12 protein-coding genes and 1 tRNA gene are annotated in these 15,892 nt (G+C 65.9%); 2 read left to right on the forward strand and 11 right to left on the reverse strand.

Annotated elements, in window-relative coordinates; translation table 11 throughout:
* The 9 genes from AVE30378_RS23615 to ribD all read right to left on the reverse strand — a co-directional run.
* A partial coding sequence (locus AVE30378_RS23615; RefSeq protein WP_482757347.1) for a PAS domain-containing protein occupies positions 1–1,010 on the reverse strand: 1,010 nt, incomplete at its 3' end.
* A gap of 16 nt (positions 1,011–1,026) precedes the next feature.
* A complete protein-coding gene (locus AVE30378_RS23620; RefSeq protein ID WP_165360283.1) occupies positions 1,027–2,304 on the reverse strand; it encodes an EAL domain-containing protein in 1,278 nt (425 codons plus the stop codon).
* A 257-nt stretch (positions 2,305–2,561) separates the two neighbouring features.
* Positions 2,562–3,248, reverse strand: a complete 687-nt coding sequence (locus AVE30378_RS23625) for a response regulator (RefSeq protein WP_129244136.1) — start codon at positions 3,246–3,248, stop codon at positions 2,562–2,564.
* Between the two features lie 135 nt (positions 3,249–3,383).
* On the reverse strand, positions 3,384–5,018 hold the full coding sequence (locus AVE30378_RS23630; RefSeq protein ID WP_129244139.1) for a Na+/H+ antiporter: 1,635 nt from the start codon (positions 5,016–5,018) through the stop codon (positions 3,384–3,386).
* Positions 5,019–5,152: 134 nt separating this feature from the next.
* A tRNA-Ser gene (locus tag AVE30378_RS23635) sits at positions 5,153–5,243 on the reverse strand.
* 136 nt (positions 5,244–5,379) lie between these two features.
* Positions 5,380–6,933, reverse strand: coding sequence for a SpoVR family protein (locus AVE30378_RS23640; RefSeq protein ID WP_129244142.1), 1,554 nt, complete (start codon positions 6,931–6,933; stop codon positions 5,380–5,382).
* On the reverse strand, positions 6,930–8,189 hold the full coding sequence (locus tag AVE30378_RS23645; RefSeq protein WP_129244145.1) for a YeaH/YhbH family protein: 1,260 nt from the start codon (positions 8,187–8,189) through the stop codon (positions 6,930–6,932). The genes AVE30378_RS23640 and AVE30378_RS23645 overlap by 4 nt, the downstream gene beginning before the upstream one ends.
* A gap of 12 nt (positions 8,190–8,201) precedes the next feature.
* A complete protein-coding gene (locus AVE30378_RS23650) occupies positions 8,202–10,118 on the reverse strand; it encodes a PrkA family serine protein kinase (RefSeq protein ID WP_422393656.1) in 1,917 nt (638 codons plus the stop codon).
* 752 nt (positions 10,119–10,870) lie between these two features.
* Positions 10,871–12,022 (reverse strand): bifunctional diaminohydroxyphosphoribosylaminopyrimidine deaminase/5-amino-6-(5-phosphoribosylamino)uracil reductase RibD, encoded by a 1,152-nt coding sequence (gene ribD / locus AVE30378_RS23655; RefSeq protein ID WP_341868041.1) that lies wholly within the window; start codon positions 12,020–12,022, stop codon positions 10,871–10,873.
* Between the two features lie 163 nt (positions 12,023–12,185).
* Between ribD and AVE30378_RS23660 the strand changes: the two genes are divergently transcribed.
* Together AVE30378_RS23660 and AVE30378_RS23665 are read left to right on the forward strand one after the other, a co-directional pair.
* Positions 12,186–12,749, forward strand: a complete 564-nt coding sequence (locus tag AVE30378_RS23660; RefSeq protein ID WP_129244151.1) for a cysteine hydrolase family protein — start codon at positions 12,186–12,188, stop codon at positions 12,747–12,749.
* An 18-nt stretch (positions 12,750–12,767) separates the two neighbouring features.
* Positions 12,768–13,730, forward strand: a complete 963-nt coding sequence (locus tag AVE30378_RS23665) for a GlxA family transcriptional regulator (RefSeq protein ID WP_129244154.1) — start codon at positions 12,768–12,770, stop codon at positions 13,728–13,730.
* 20 nt (positions 13,731–13,750) lie between these two features.
* On the opposite strand, the gene nrdR is transcribed toward AVE30378_RS23665, so the two are convergent.
* Together nrdR and glyA are read right to left on the reverse strand one after the other, a co-directional pair.
* On the reverse strand, positions 13,751–14,233 hold the full coding sequence (gene nrdR / locus AVE30378_RS23670) for a transcriptional regulator NrdR (protein ID WP_129244157.1): 483 nt from the start codon (positions 14,231–14,233) through the stop codon (positions 13,751–13,753).
* Between the two features lie 184 nt (positions 14,234–14,417).
* Positions 14,418–15,668 carry a serine hydroxymethyltransferase gene (gene glyA / locus AVE30378_RS23675; protein ID WP_129244160.1) on the reverse strand — a complete coding sequence of 417 codons (1,251 nt, stop codon included), beginning with the start codon at positions 15,666–15,668 and terminating at the stop codon, positions 14,418–14,420.
* Between the last annotated feature and the right edge of the window lie 224 nt (positions 15,669–15,892).

Raw genomic sequence — 15,892 nt, forward strand, 5'->3', positions numbered from 1 at the left:
GCCGCCAGGAACGCCGACTTGGCCGCGTTGGCCGAATCGGCCGCCTGGCGCGCCTTGCGCAACTGCTGCTCCACGCGTTTTTTCGCCGTGACGTCCACGAACGCCGTCACCAGCACGTCCTGACCCTGGTACCGCGCGCGCGCCATGCTCACCGACAGGTCGATCTCCCTGCCGTCGTGGGTGGGAAAACCCAGTTCCTCCTGCAAGGGTCCCCGCCGCCAGCCCCCGCCGCCATCCGTCAGGCGCGCCCGATACCGCCGGGTCAGCTCATCCGACAGGGTGTCGGCCGGGAGGGCGATCCGGCTGACGGTTTCCGTCATGGAAGGGCTCCACAGCAAGGGCTTTCCGCTATCGGCGGAGATCAGGCCCAGCCCCACCGGCGCGGTGTCGATCAGCGTCCGGCTCAGCGTCTCGCTGTCGTAGATCTGCCGCGACCATTCCAGCAGCGGACGGAAGACCCGCAGCTTCAGCGCCGCCGCGCACAGCCACATGATGGCCAGCGTCGCCAGCGACATGGCGGCGTCCGCGCCGACGTTCCAGCCAAGCGCCGCGGCCATGCCTCGCGGGGAATAGGCATGGACCAGCACGAGGTCCTCTTCCCCGAACGCGCCGGCGATGACGATCCCCCCGTTCCAGTACAGTTCCTGCGGTTCTGGGCCGGCCGCCGCCAGCAGCGCCTGGACCAGGGTCGGCGGCAATCGGTCGGCGTCCTCGCAGGCTTCGCCGCCCGATGCCAGCGCGAGTCCGCTGGCCGACAGGATCATCGCGCATCCGCTTTCGTCGTCCTGGGCGAATGGCGTCATGAGCGCGCTCGGGCCGTATTTTTCGACCAGGCTGCGGCTCAGCACGAAGCCCTGCCGCTGCGCGTCCAGATGGACGCGCAGCCGGGTCTGGATGCCCAGCGCAAAGGTCAGGATCACCATCAGGGTCGTGAGCAGGCCGCCGCCCAGCAGCAGCAGGCGCTGGTAACGGCGATAGCGGGCCAGGGCCTGGAGCTGGGGTTCGGACACGGTGTCGCGCTGGCCCTCAGGCCACCCTGTATTGCTCGCCGTTGCGCGGCAAGGGCTGCGCCGAGGCCTCGTTCAGGACCTTGGCGATGAAGTCCGAGACTTCCAGCGGACGGCACAGCTCGTAGCCCTGCCCCACGTGGCAGCCCAGCTCGCGCAGCAAATAGATGTGTTCCGAGCGTTCGATGCCTTCCGCCACCACCCGCATGCCCAGCCGGCGGCCGAGATCCAGTGCGGTGATCACGACGGCGCGCGCCGCGGGCTCGGTGTGCATGCGCTGCACGAAAGAGCGGTCTATCTTGAATTCCGAGAACGGCAGGCGGGTCAGCCGTTCCAGCGTCGACGTGCCGGTGCCGAAATCGTCCATGCTGATGCCGAAGCCTCGCGCGCGCATCCATTCCAGGTCCGACGCGATGCGCTGAATGTCGTCGATGTCGACGTCTTCGGTCAGTTCGATCTTCAGGAGTTCGGCCGGGATGCCTTCGCGCCGCGCGCCGGCATCCAGGCGATACAGCAGCCCCGGGATCGCCAGGGTGGCGGCGGACGCGTTGATGGAGACCGGCAATGCGGCGTTCGCGCGCAGGAGGGTGTGCAGGACCTCATGGACGCGCGCCAGGACGAAATCGAACAGCGCGCACTTGCGGCCCAGGCGGCGCAGGGCGGGCAGGAACTCGGACGGCGGTATCTCGCCGAACCCGCCATGCCGCCAGCGCGCCAGGGCCTCCGCGCCCACCATCCGGCCCGTCGTCAGGTCGTACTGCGGCTGCAGGACGATCCGGAACTCCTGGCCCGACTCGACCGACTGCCGCAATTTGTCTTCCGTGAAACGCGCGGGCGGGCAGGCGGCGCCCCCCGGCCTGGCCGGACGCCGAGTCGCCAGGCGTCCCAGCGCGCCGGCCAGGCTGTGCTTGTCCACCAGGCTGGCCACTTCGACCCCGACCCCGGCATCCCGCAGCTCGGACGCCTGCGCGTCCAGCGTTTGCGCGGGCAGGTCGCTCAGCCAGATTACCGCGGGCACCTTGGCCAGGCGGTTCAGCGCATACAGGCGCAACAGGCGGACGGGAAGATTCAGGTGCTCGGACGCGTCTCCCGACACCTCGCAGACGATGACGTCCACCGCCTCGGCGGCGAGTTCCGCCTCGAGCTGGCCCCGCGTTTCCGACACGCGCAAGGAGTGCAGGTCGCCCTGGATCAGCAGGCCGCTCAGCATGTCGGTGGAACGGGTCAGCGGTCCCAAGGCCATGACATGAGGCGCGCCCGCGCCTGCCTGGTCGGATAGAGCGGCTGGAATATTCACGATGAGATCCTCGCTAGTCGCAATGGGGCGGGCCCGGCGGGAGCGGGCTGCGCGAATGCCGGCGTATGGCATTGCGCCGCCCGTATCGCCCGCGGACCGCAGGGCTGTCCGATGCGCCGATCGATGGCGACCGCCCTGGACTGGCATGTCTGCGCGTCCCGGAGCCTGGCTTTGCGATACAGATGAATGAACGGATTCAGTATCTGGCCCCGGCCATGCCCGGACAATCAGACGGGTACTAAATGAGCGCTTCGGCGCTATCTCGCGGCCGGTGGACGCGGAAAGGCCGGCACCGCGCCCTCGATCGGCTGGCGCGCGATGACCAGGCCGGTTTCGTAGGCGAAACAGAACAGGTCGACGTCGCGTTCGATGCCGAGCTTGCGCATGGCGCTGCTTTTCTGAGAGCTGACGGTCTGCTTGGTGCGGTTGAGCTGGCGCGCGATTTCGGAAATGGACGCGCCCGACACGTACAGGCGCACGACTTCGGCCTCGCGGGGCGACAAGGCGCGCGCCTGCCCGTCGCCGCCCCCGCCGCCCTCTCCCCGCAGCCGCGGGGAAAAGTAGGATGCGCCCGCGTAGACGGCATGCACCGCCGAGACCAGATGGCCGACCTCGTCCGCCTTGTTGAGGACGGAATGCACGCCGATCTTCCTCATCTCGGCCACGACCGCGAGGTTCTCGATGGCCGTGAGCACGACGATCTTCAGTTCCGGATAGCGGCGGCGGATGAACGAAAGCATGGCCATGCCGTCGCCGAATTCTCCGCCGGGCATGACGTAGTCGGTGATCAACACGTCGCAGTGGCAACGCGCCAGCAGGTCCAGCACCTCGGTGGAGTTCCTGGCGACCCCCGCGTTGCGCAGCGTATGGATGCTGGAAAGCTCATGCTTGATGCCGACGACCACCATGGGATGGTCATCGGCAATGATGAAGTTGATTTTCATGGTGCAGTCGGCTCCGGAACAGCCTTGGGCTGCAGAAGAGAAAACATGCACTGTACGTTTGGATCCGCCGGGCCAAATTCGTACTGGTTCGTTAATAACGCGACCGCGCTAGTACTAGTACGAAAGCGGGCCGCCTCAGCGCAACCGCGCTTCGTGCAGATCCAGCAGCCGCACCTGTTCGCGGGCCAGCGTGTCCGAAATGCGATGCGTCCGGGCCAGGCGGAACAAGGCCTGGCGCGACGCGGCGATCGCCTCCAGGCGCATCAGGCGCTCGATGCCGGCCTGCTTCTCCAGGTCCTCCGCCGAGGTTCCGTCCGGCACCTCCCCCGCCTGCCGGCGCAGGTCGGCGGCCAGGCTGTCGGCGGCGTCCGCGTACAGCCCCGTGTCTTCCGGATGCGCCGCGATCCGGCGCCGGGCATATTGCGCCACGCCGTCCAGCGCGGCCTGCAGCATCGCTTCCTGCGCCAGCGCCAGTTCCCGCCGCACCCGGCCATTGGGCGGGAAATGCAGGCCGCGCAGCAGCCTCGGCAGGCTGGCGCTGGCCAGCAGCAGGGAATAGACGATGACCATCGCCGCCAGGGATATCGCCAGATCGCGCGCGGGAAACGGCGCGCCGTTGTCCAGGGCGAAGGGCAGCGTCATGACCCCCGCCAGGGTCACCGCGCCGCGCACGCCCGCCAGCGACATGGCCAGGATCACGCGCAGCCCGATCCGGACGGGCTCGCCGCCCCGGCGGCGGGCCGCCGCCGCGTTGACCTTCAACGCGACGACGACCCACAACAGCCTGCACAGCACCAGTCCCAGGCTGATCGCCAGGCCGTACAGCGGCAGCCAGTAGATGGAATGCCCACCGCTCTCCTGCGCGGCCCGCGACAGGTTTGCCAGGATGGTCGGGAATTGCTCTCCCAGCAGCACGAACATCATGCCGTTGAGCGTGAACTGCACCATGTTCCAGACCGCATGGCGTTCCATCCGGGTGGCCGCCAGCGCCCCGCCGGACATTTCAGCATAGCTCATGGCGATCCCCGCCGCGACGGCGGCCAGGATGCCGGACGCGCCGGCCTGCTCGGCGACGTAGTAGACGAAGAACGGGGTGACCAGGCTGAGCAGCACGTCCACGCCCGGCTCTTCCCCGAGGCGCCGCGAAACCAGGCGGCGCGCGCGCATCGCCAGCAAGGTCAGCCCGGCGCCGATCGCGATGCCGGCCGCGGACACCCAGACGAAGGACAGGGCCGCCTGCGTCAGGGAAAACGTGCCGGTGGCGGCGGCCACCACCGCGAACCGGAACGCCACCAGGCCGCTGGCGTCGTTGAACAGGGCCTCGCCTTCCAGTATCGCCATCATCCGCCGCGGAACGGCGACCTTGCGCGAGATGGCCTCCACCGCGACCGGATCGGTGGGCGATACGATGGCCGCGATGGCGAAGGCCACCGCCAGCGGCACCGCCGGGATCATCCAGTGGATCAGGTAGCCCACGCCGATCACGGTCACGAACACCAGCCCGAACGCCAGTTGCAGGATGGACGACGATTCGCGCATGACCGCCAGCTTCGACACCCGCCAGCCGTCCAGGAACAGCAGCGGCGGCAGGAACAGGAGGAAGAAAATGTCGGGCTCGATCAGCACCCCGCGCTGGAACACCGCGGCCACCACGAAGCCCAGCCCGATCTGCACGAAGGGCAAGGGAACGGCCAGCGGCAGCAGGCGGACCAGCACGCCGCTCAGCAGGACGGCGACCAGCATGGCCATGACGACGGTGAAAGTCTCCAAGGGCGTTCCTCCCGAATCCGGAATCGAATGGCGGATCCTGGCAGCAAGGTACCCGCGCGCGAAGCGCGGCGCAACATCCGCCGCCAACAAAAAAGCCCCTGATTTCTCGGCGAAATCAGGGGCTCGTGCATTCTTGGCGGACAGAGGGGGATTCGAACCCCCGATACGCTTTTGACGTATACACGCTTTCCAGGCGTGCGCCTTCAACCACTCGGCCACCTGTCCTAACTGCGTTTTTCGGCGTGTTTTTACCGCTGCGAAAAATGCGAATCCGCGATTCTAGCAGATTGCGCGCATCCGCGGCAAGGCCACATGAAAAAAGGGGACGCCTTGGCGTCCCCCCTCTCGGCCTGTTCGCCCACTAAGCGCTGGCGGGCGGGTCCTGTTCGCGGTAGGAGCTGACCGTGCCGTCCGGCTCGGTCTCTTCCAGGCGCACCCTGAACCCCCAGAGCCGCGCCAGGTGCTTCATGACCTGTTCGGCGTCTTCGCCGGCCAGCGGGCGGCCGCGGGTCTTCAGGTGGCGCAGCACCAGGGAACGGTCGGAGTCGCGGTTGAAGCGGACCACCTGGATGTCCGGCACCTGGTTGTCGCGGTTGTGCTGCGCGGCGAGCAGGCGCCGGATGTCGCGGTAGCCCTCGTCGTCGTGGATCGCGGCCACTTCCAGCTTCGGATTGGCCTGGTGGTCCGAGATCGCGAAAAAGCGGAATTCCCGGATCAGGCGCGGCGACAGGTACTGCGAGATGAAGGATTCGTCCTTGAAGTTGCGCATGGCGAAGTCCAGCGTCTTCAGCCAGTCGCCGCCCGCGATGTCGGGGAACCAGCGGCGGTCCTCGGGCGTGGGCGCCTCGCAGATGCGGCGGATGTCCGACATCATGGCGAAGCCCAGCGCATACGGGTTGATGCCGCCGTAGCCGCGCTCGTCGAAGCCGCGCTGGCTGACCACATTGGTGTGGCTCTGCAGGAACTCCATCATGAAGCCGTCGTTCACCAGCCCCTTTTCATGCAGCCGGTTCAGGATGGTGTAGTGCCAGAACGTGGCCCAGCCCTCGTTCATGACCTTGGTCTGCGTCTGCGGGTAGAAGTACTGCGCGATCTTGCGGACGATGCGCACCAGTTCCTTCTGCCACGGCGCGAGCTTGGGCGAGTACTTCTCGATGAAGTACAGCAGATTCTCTTCAGGTTCGGGCGGGAACACCGAAGCCTCGACCCGCGTGTCCTTTTCGTCCTCGAGCCGCGGCAGGGTCCGCCACAGGTCGTTGTACTGCAGGCGGGCATGCTCCGCGCGCTCGGCCTGGCGCGCGGCCTCTTCCTTGTAGGAAATCGGCGCGGGGCGCTTGTAGCGGTCCACCCCGTGGTGCGACAGCGCATGGCAGGAGTCGAGAAGCGCCTCGACGGCCTCGATACCGTAGCGGTCCTCGCAGGCCATGACGTACTTGCGCGCGAAGACCAGGTAGTCCAGCACGCCGTCCGCGTCCGTCCATTGGCGGAACAGGTAATTGCCCTTGAAGAAGGAGTTGTGCCCGTAGCAGGCATGCGCAATCACCAGCGCCTGCATCGTCATGGAATTCTCTTCCATGAGGTACGAGATGCAAGGGTTGGAATTGATCACGATCTCGTAGGCCAGCCCCTGCATGCCGCGGCGGTAGAACTGCTCGTTGCGGATGAACTCCTTGCCGTACGACCAGTGGGGATACCCGATGGGCAACCCGGCCGAGGCATAGGCGTCCAGCATCTGCTCCGAGGTGATCACCTCGATCTGGTTCGGATACGTGTCCAGGCCGTATTCCGCGGCGATCTTGGAAATCGCTTCGTCATAGGACTGGATCAGTTCGAACGTCCATTCGGAACCTTGGGAGATCGGCCGGGCGCTGCCGGCGGCCTCCGGCTCCACGAGAGCTCCGACGATGGTATTCATGCGGTCTCCTTTTTGAACAGATCATGGAACACAGGGAAGATTTCGCTGCGTTCGCAGATGCGCCGCATCACGAAGTGCGGCTCCAGTTTCTGTTCGTATTCCGCCCACAGGCTGCTCTTGCGCGCTTCCTGCGAATCGGGGACCTCGATATAGGCGAAGTAGCGCGTGGCGGGCAACAGGTGCTCGGCCAGGAAGCGCGCGCTCTTGCCGGCGTCGGCGCCGAAAGAATCGCCGTCGCTGGCCTGCGCCGCGTAGACGTTCCAGGACCCCGGCGGATAGCGCTTTTCGAGGATCTCGCGCATCAGCTCCAGCGCGGACAGCACGATGGTGCCGCCGCTCTTGGGATCGTAGAAGAAGGTCTGCTCGTCCACTTCCTCGGCGTTGTCCGTGTGGCGGATGAAAACCAGGTCCACGTGCTCGTACTTGCGCGACAGGAACAAATACAGCAGCGAGAAGAACCGCTTGGCCAGGTCCTTCTTGCCTTCGTCCATGGAGCCCGACACATCCATCAGGCAGAACATCACGGCGCGCGCCATGGGGATCGAGACCGACACCCGATTGCGGTAGCGCAGGTCCAGGTCGTCCAGGAACGGCACGCGGACCAGGCGCTCGCGGCAATCCTCGACCTCCTGCTCCAGCGCCCGGATCTCGTCGGCCGGGGCGCCCGCCTCGCGCGCCTTGGCCAGGCGCTCTTCGGCATCTTCAAGGTCGGCCCGCGCCTTCACGCCGAGCGCGACGCGGCGCGCCAGCGACGACTTGAGCGTGCGGCTGATGCTCAGCATGCTGGGCGAGCCGGAAGTCGTGTAGCCGGCGCGCTGCCATTTCTTCTGGCTGACCTCGCCCAACTGGGTGCGCGCCATGTGCGGCAGCTCCAGGTCCTCGAAGAACAGGTTGAGGAATTCGGCCCGCGACAGGCTGAAGGTGAACTGGTCCACCGATTCGCCCTCGCCCGGCTCGGACCCGCCTTCCCCCTGCCCGCCCTGCGGCCGGTCGAAGGTGTCGCCCTTGGCAAACTCGCGGTTGCCGGGGTGCACCATCTCGCGGTCGCCGCCCTGGCCGTGATGGAAGGTCGGCTCGGAGATGTCGCGGACGGGCAGGTTGATCTCGCCGCCCTGGTCCATGTCCTGGATCGAACGGTCGCGGATCATCCCGTGGACCGCCTTGCGGATCTGGTCCTTGTAACGCCGGAGAAAACGCTCCCGGTTGACGGCGCTTTTATTGCGCCCGTTGAGACGGCGATCGATCAGTGAATTCATGATTCACCTCGCTCAGGAAGACTTCCTCACACGGAGGTACCACTCGCACAGCAGCCTGACCTGCTTTTCCGTGTAGCCCTTTTCGACCATGCGATCCACGAAGCTCTGGTGTTTCGACTTGTCCTCGGCCGAGGCCTTGGCATTGAACGAAATCACCGGCAGCAGGTCTTCCGTGTTCGAGAACATCTTCTTCTCGATCACTTCGCGCAGCTTTTCATAGCTGGTCCAGGTGGGGTTGCGGCCATTGTTGTTGGCGCGCGCCCGCAGCACGAAGTTGACGATCTCGTTGCGGAAGTCCTTGGGATTCGCGATGCCCGCGGGCTTTTCGATCTTTTCCAGTTCATCGTTGAGCGCGCTGCGGTCGAAGCTTTCGCCGGTTTCCGGGTCGCGGAATTCCTCGTCCTGGATCCAGCAGTCGGCGAACGTCACGTAGCGGTCGAAAATGTTCTGGCCGTATTCGGAGTAGGACTCCAGGTAGGCGGTCTGGATTTCCTTGCCGATGAATTCCGCATAGCGCGGCGCCAGGTAGCCCTTGATGAATTCAAGATAGCGCCGGCGGATTTCCTCGGGGTAGTCCTCGCGGCCGATGCGCTGCTCGAGCACGTACATCAGGTGCACCGGATTGGCCGCCACTTCCGTCTGGTCGTAGTTGAAGACGCTGGACAGGATCTTGTACGCGAAACGCGTCGACACGCCCGTCATGCCTTCGTCGGTGCCGGCGTAATCCTTGTACTCCTGCAGGGCCTTGGCCTTCGGGTCCACGTCCTTCAGGCTTTCGCCGTCGTAGACTCGCAGCTTCGAATAAATGCTGGAATTCTCGGGTTCCTTCAGGCGCGTCAGGACCGAGAATTGCGCCATCATGTCCAGCGTTCCCGGCGCGCACGGCGCGGCCGACAGCGAACTGTGGTGCAGCAGCTTCTCGTAGATGCGGACCTCTTCCGAGACCTGCAGGCAGTAAGGCACCTTGACGATGTAGATCCGGTCGAGGAACGCCTCGTTGTGCTTGTTGTTGCGGAAGGTCTGCCATTCCGACTCGTTCGAGTGGGCGAGGATCATGCCGTTGAACGGGATCGCGGAGAAGCCCTCGGTGCCCTTGAAGTTGCCTTCCTGGGTGGCCGTCAGCAAGGGGTGCAGCATCTTGATCGGGGCCTTGAACATTTCCACGAATTCGAGCAACCCCTGGTTCGCCAGGCACAGCCCGCCGGAATAGCTGTAGGCGTCCGGATCGTCCTGCGAATGGCGGTCGAGCTTGCGGATGTCCACCTTGCCGACCAGCGAGGAGATGTCCTGGTTGTTTTCGTCGCCCGGCTCGGTCTTGGCGATGGCGGTCTGGCGCAGCACGGAAGGATTCAGGCGCACGACGCGGAACTGCGAGATGTCGCCGTCGAATTCCTTCAGGCGCTTCACGGCCCACGGCGACATGATGCCGGTCAGGTAGCGCCGCGGAATGCCGTATTCCTTTTCGAGCGTGTCGCCGAACCGTTCCGGATGGAACAGGCCCAGGGGCGATTCATTCACCGGCGAACCCTTCAGGGCGTAGATGGGATAAGCCTCCATCAAGGCCTTGAGCCGTTCCGCGATGGACGACTTGCCGCCGCCCACGGGGCCCAGCAGATAAAGGATTTGCTTGCGCTCTTCCAGCCCTTGCGCGGCATGCTTGAAGAACGCGACGATCTGCCCGATCACGTCCTCCATGCCGTAGAACTCCTGGAACGCCGGATAGCGCCGGATGGTCCGGTTGGAAAACAAACGGGAAAGACGTGGGTCGTTGCGCGTATCCACGATCTCAGGTTCGCCGATCGCGGCCAGCATGCGCTCAGCCGGGCTGGCGTACGCCATGGGATCGCGTTTGGCGAGGCTCAGATATTCCTCGAGGGAGAGTTCTGATTCCTGCTCTCTTGCATACTGCGACTTGAAGCCTTCGACGATGTTTTGCACGGAAACCTCCTACAACACGCGAAAAATCCAATACGTCCCTACGTGTCCCCATTGTGCCTCAGCGCTTGCGCATTACTAGACAATCTCGCGATAAGCATCATCGGCCGGAAGGTATGTTGCTTTCGCCACACATCAACCATGAGCACGATCGGGCCCTTTCCGTTTAGGCTGCACCCTCGAGACACAAGTTCCGTCAGGGAATGCAACTTACGTGAATAAGTTCGCTCGTTCGCCCTCAGCATATCGCTGTATGCGCGCGCGGTTGATGCGGCCGCACATGAAATGCTCAGCAATGATTTGAAGGGAAGAGCGATATCCCGGGATTCTTATGATGCGGGTGTAAACCCGATGCGCCCGCTATGCGATGGCAGCGGACGGTCTGAACGGCGCGTAGCGTCTTCGTTCAGCAGCGTGCCGGTCCGGTCGTGAAAAAGCGCCGATAACGCGGCACGGGAATCCGTGGTGACGAGGGCGCGTGGCGCTGAGCGGGTTAATCCTTCAGGGCGTATCGCCAAGTCATGTGTCTATGCTATAGCCAATTGACGGTTTTGTGGCAATTCATTTGGCGCGCCGCTGAAAATAGTCGTGGCGCGCATGGCCGCGCATGCGCGCGAAGTGTTCTCGAATTTGATGCCATCGCGCCGGCGCAATCGCTCCCAGGCCTTGAATCGCGGCGTTTCGCGCGCTTGGCAGCCGCAAGCGCAGAGTGCTAGTACCCCTTGCGCCAATACGGTTTACCGAGGTCAGGACAGCGCAGGCAGTTCGACCCGCCGCATCAGTTCGCGCCACGTATCGGCGACTCTGGCGCGCACGCGCAGATCCGCGCCCACCCGCTCGGCGTCGATGAATTCGTAGCGCCGGGCGCCTTCCAGGTGTTCCAGCATCGGCAGGCGGACCATGCCCGCCGCATCGCCCAGCAGCACCGGCGCCAGATACAGCAGCAGTTCGTCCACGCAGCCGGCGGAAACCAGCGCGCCGCTCAAGCCGGCGCCGGCCTCCACGTGCACTTCATTGACGTGTTCCTGGGCCAGCCAGCGCATCATCGCGGGCAGGTCCACCCGGCCCGGCGCCTCGCCCGGCAACACCACGACGCGGGCGTTCCTGGCCTTCAGGCGTTCGGCCTTGGCCGCATCCTCGCGGGCGGTGAAAAGAATGACTTCCGCGCCGTCGAACAGCCTGGCGTGCTCGGGAATCTCGAAACGGCCGTCCACGACGGCCTTGCGCGGCTGGCGGGGCGTGTCCACGCCCCTCGCGTTGAGCTGCGGATCGTCTTTCAGGACGGTGCCCATGCCGGTCAGGACCACGCAACTGCGCGCCCGCCAGCGGTGCCCGTCGGCGCGGGCGTCGGCGCCCGTGATCCATTGCGATACGCCGTTATGCAGCGCGCTGCGCCCATCCAGCGACGCGGCCATCTTCATCCACACCCATGGCAGGCCGCGGCTCATGCGGGAAATGAAGCCGGCGTTGACGGCCAGCGCCTCTTCCCGGCAGACGCCGGTGGCCACCGCGATGCCGGCGTCGCGCAGCCGCGCCAGCCCCTGCCCGTTGACCAGCGGATTCGGATCGCCCAGCGCCACCACCACCCGCGCCGGGCGCGCCGCCAGCACGGCGTCCACGCAGGGCGGCGTGCGGCCGAAATGGCTGCACGGCTCCAGGGTCACGTAAAGCGTGGCGCCCGCGACCGATTCGCCGCGCGCCTGGGCGTCGCGCAGGGCGCGGACTTCGGCATGCGGGCCGCCCGGCGGCTGGGTCGCCCCTTCGCCCAGCACGCGCCCGTCGCGCACGATGACGCAGCCGACCCGGGGGTTGGGCGCGGTGGAGTACATGACGGTCTGCGCCAGCGCCAGGGCGCGTCGCATCCAGAACAGGTCGTCGGTGTCGCTCGGGATCATCATGCTGGGATTGTATGTCGCCGCGGCCGCCGGCGCGCCGGCACGGCACTGTCACCAAATGTCCGTTTCGGGCCGATAGGCGTCTTCCGCGATGCTCGCGAACGCCCGGGATTGCAGTAAAAATAGAACTACACCCTTCTTATTCCCGTGCCAGGAGCCCGGTCCCATGAAACAAGCGCTGATCGTCATCGACGTACAAGAATCTTTCCGGCACCGTCCGTTTTGGGATGAAACCGAGTATCCGGCCTTCGTGCAGCAGATCCAATCCCTGATCGATGCGGCCGCCGCCCAGGACATTCCGGTGCTCCAGGTGTTCCACACCAGCACCTCCAGCGACCCCGCCAACCCCTTCTCGCTGGCCTCGGGCCACGTCCGGACGCTGAAGGAACTGCGCGTCGCCCCCGCGGCCGTGTTCCACAAGACCGTGCATTCGTCGCTCTACGCCAAGGACGCCGGCGGCGCCAGCCTGCAGGATTGGCTGCGCGAACACGGTATCGAAGGCGTCATCGTCTGCGGCATCCGCACCGAACAGTGCTGCGAGACCACCTCGCGCCATGCCAGCGACGCCGGCTTCAAGGTGGTGTTCCCCACCGACGCCACCCTGACGTTCGCCATGCAAAGCCCGTCCGGCAAGCACTACACGCCGGCCGAGATCCGCGACCGCACCGAACTGGTCCTGCAGGGGCGCTTCGCCCGCATCGCGCGCGCCGCCGATGCGCTGACGGCCTAGCCGCCCGCGGAAGCCCCCATGGTTCCGGTGTATTTCGTGCTGTCGCAGGGCATCGTCCTGCTGGACGTGGCCGGCCCGGCGGAGGCCTTCCGGGTGGCCAACAAGCTGTGTCCCGGGACGTTCGAACAGCATTTCTGCGGCCCGTCCCGAGAAGTCGAAAGCGGCATTCCCGGGCTGCACCTGGCGCACGTCAAGGCGCTGCCGGCGGCGGTTCCGCCGGAAGCCCTGGTCATCATCTCGGGCATCGTGGGCAAGCCGACTCGCCTGGAAGACCCCGGCGCCCGGGCCATCATCGACTGGCTGGCCGTCCGGCACCCGGCGGACGGCTTCACGCTGATGACCGTCTGCGCGGGCGCGCTGTTCGCCGCGGCCGCCGGCCTGACCCGGCAGCGCGAATGCACGACGCACCACACCTGCCTGGAACAGTTGGCCAGCATCGACCCGAGCGCGCGCCTGCACGACAACCGCATCTTCGTCGAGGACGGCAAGCTGGTCAGCAGCGCGGGGATCACGGCGGGCATCGACCTGGCGCTGCACATGGTGTCGCGCCATTGCGGGCCGCGCGTGGCCAGCGAGGTGGCGCGCGACATGGTGGTCTACCAGCGGCGCGCCGGCACGGATTCCACGCTGTCGCCCTGGCTGGACCACCGCAGCCACCTGCATCCGGGCGTGCACCGGGTGCAGGATGCGGTCATCCGCGATCCGGCCGCGCCCTGGTCGGCGCAATCGCTGGCGGACCATGCGCATACCAGCGCCCGCCACCTGACCCGGCTGTTCCGCGAGCACGCGGGATGCACGCCGATGGACTATCTCTATCAGATACGCGTCGCGCTGGCGCGCGACTTGCTGCGCGAAACCCGGCTGGACCTGGAGCGCGTGGCGGAGAAGTCGGGTTTCGGGTCGGCGCAGCACATGCGGCGCGTCTGGCGCAAGTTCCAGCCGCTCACGCCCAGCGTGGCGCGCGCGGCCGCCCCGCGCTGACGGCGCCCGCGCGGCGCGAGCTAGTTTTCCTTGCGCAGCTTCCCGGGCAGCAGCGGGCCCTGCATCTCGCGGATGGCCTCGACGAATTCGCCGATGTCCTCGAAGCTCTTGTAGACCGACGCGAAACGCACGTACGCCACCTTGTCGAGCTTGCGCAGTTCGTTCATGACGAGTTCGCCGATGTGCTCGGTCGGCACTTCCCGCAGTCCGCTGGCCAGCAGTTGCTCTTCGATGCGAGCGACCGCCGCGTCCACGTCTTCGGTGCTGACGGGCCGCTTGCGCAGCGCCAGGCTCAGGCTCGCGCGCAGCTTGCCGGGATCGTAGTCGCTGCGGCTGCCGTTGCGCTTCACGACGGAAGGCATGGCAAGCTCCACCCGCTCGTAGGTGGTGAATCGCTTGTCACAGGACAGGCAGCGGCGGCGGCGGCGGATGGCGTCGCCCTCTTCCGAGACCCGGCTGTCGACGACCTGCGTTTCGGCATGGCCGCAAAATGGACACCGCATGTGTGATCCCTAAAGACACTGGTGGCAATAGTTAAGCATATTGTAACGATGCGCCGGGCTGCCAGCGCCAATACGGGCCAATCCCGGCCCCCGGGGGCCCGAAAAGCAAAGGGACGGCGCCTTGCGGGGCCGTCCCTTTGCGTGGGACCCGAACGCGGGCGGGGCCCGCGGGCGGGTCGTGGGCTTACTTCTTGCCGTAGACCGGCAGGCGCGAGGTCAGTTCATTGACGCGGGCGCGCACGGCGGCGATGTTCGCTTCGTCGCGCGGGTTGTCCAGCACGTCGGCGATCAGGTTGGCGGTCAGTTCGGCTTCCGCTTCCTTGAAGCCGCGGGTGGTCATGGCCGGCGTGCCCAGGCGGATGCCGCTGGTCACGAAGGGCTTTTCCGGGTCGTTCGGGATGGCGTTCTTGTTGACCGTGATGTGGGCCTGGCCCAGCACGGCTTCCGCTTCCTTGCCCGTGATGCCCTTGGAACGCAGGTCCACCAGCATGACGTGGCTTTCGGTGCGGCCCGAGACGATGCGCAGGCCGCGCTTGACCAGCGTGTCGGCCAGCACCTTGGCGTTCTTGACCACTTGCTGCGCGTAGTCCTTGAACTCGGGCTCCAGCGCTTCCTTGAAGGCAACGGCCTTGCCGGCGATGACGTGCATCAGCGGACCGCCCTGGATGCCGGGGAAGATGGCCGAGTTGACGATTTTTTCGTGTTCGGCCTTCATCATGATGACGCCGCCGCGCGGGCCGCGCAGTGACTTGTGCGTCGTCGAGGTGACGAAGTCGGCGTGGGGCATCGGGTTGGGATAGGCGCCGCCGGCGACCAGGCCCGCGTAGTGGGCGATGTCGACCATGAACAGCGCGCCGTTTTCACGGGCGATGCGGGCCATGCGCTCGAAATCGATGTGCAGGGCGTAGGCGGAGGCACCCGCCACGATCAGCTTGGGCTTGTGTTCGCGGGCCAGTTGCTCGACCTGCGCGTAGTTCAGGACCTCGTTTTCGTCCAGGCCGTACGAGATGAAGTTGTACAGCTTGCCCGACGCGTTGACCGACGCGCCGTGCGTCAGGTGGCCGCCTTCGGCCAGGCTCATGCCCAGCACGGTGTCGCCCGGCTTCAGGACGGCCATGTACACGCCCTGGTTGGCCTGCGAGCCCGAGTTGGGCTGCACGTTGGCGGCCTCGGCGCCGAAGATCTGCTTCAGGCGGTCGATGGCCAGTTGCTCGACCACGTCCACGTACTCGCAACCACCGTAGTAGCGCTTGCCCGGATAGCCTTCGGCGTACTTGTTCGTGAGCTGCGTGCCCTGGGCTTCCATGACGGCCGGGCTGGCATAGTTCTCCGAAGCGATCAGCTCGATGTGCTGCTCTTGGCGAACGTCTTCCTTCTGGATGGCGGCCCAAACGTCCGGGTCAGCCTTGGACAGGGTGAGGTTGCGGTCAAACATGACGGGGGGTTCCTGAGACGGTAAGAAAGGAGAAAACGGCGTCGGGTGGGTAAACCCGGAGAATGCCGGATAGTTTACCGCGTCGGGCCCGATCGATTGCCGCCAAAATGCCTTCAATCCCGGCAAAATCGCCTCGACGGGCGCGAAAACCACGCCATCGTCCCGCGCCCGGAAACCCCTCTCAACCCGACTTGAGGAACTTTCATGCAAAGAAAAAGGGGCCG

The sequence above is a fragment of the Achromobacter veterisilvae genome (assembly GCF_900496975.1).
GTDB classification, from domain to species: Bacteria; Pseudomonadota; Gammaproteobacteria; order Burkholderiales; family Burkholderiaceae_B; genus Achromobacter; species Achromobacter veterisilvae.

Coding starts and splice junctions, on each gene's coding strand:
- AVE30378_RS23645 (WP_129244145.1), bottom strand. CDS start 8,189: ATGAATTCACTGATCGATCGCCGTCTCAACGGGCGCAATAAAAGCGCC.
- glyA (WP_129244160.1), bottom strand. CDS start 15,668: ATGTTTGACCGCAACCTCACCCTGTCCAAGGCTGACCCGGACGTTTGG.
- ribD (WP_341868041.1), bottom strand. CDS start 12,022: ATGATGATCCCGAGCGACACCGACGACCTGTTCTGGATGCGACGCGCC.
- AVE30378_RS23665 (WP_129244154.1), top strand. CDS start 12,768: ATGGTTCCGGTGTATTTCGTGCTGTCGCAGGGCATCGTCCTGCTGGAC.
- AVE30378_RS23625 (WP_129244136.1), bottom strand. CDS start 3,248: ATGAAAATCAACTTCATCATTGCCGATGACCATCCCATGGTGGTCGTC.
- nrdR (WP_129244157.1), bottom strand. CDS start 14,233: ATGCGGTGTCCATTTTGCGGCCATGCCGAAACGCAGGTCGTCGACAGC.
- AVE30378_RS23660 (WP_129244151.1), top strand. CDS start 12,186: ATGAAACAAGCGCTGATCGTCATCGACGTACAAGAATCTTTCCGGCAC.
- AVE30378_RS23640 (WP_129244142.1), bottom strand. CDS start 6,933: ATGAATACCATCGTCGGAGCTCTCGTGGAGCCGGAGGCCGCCGGCAGC.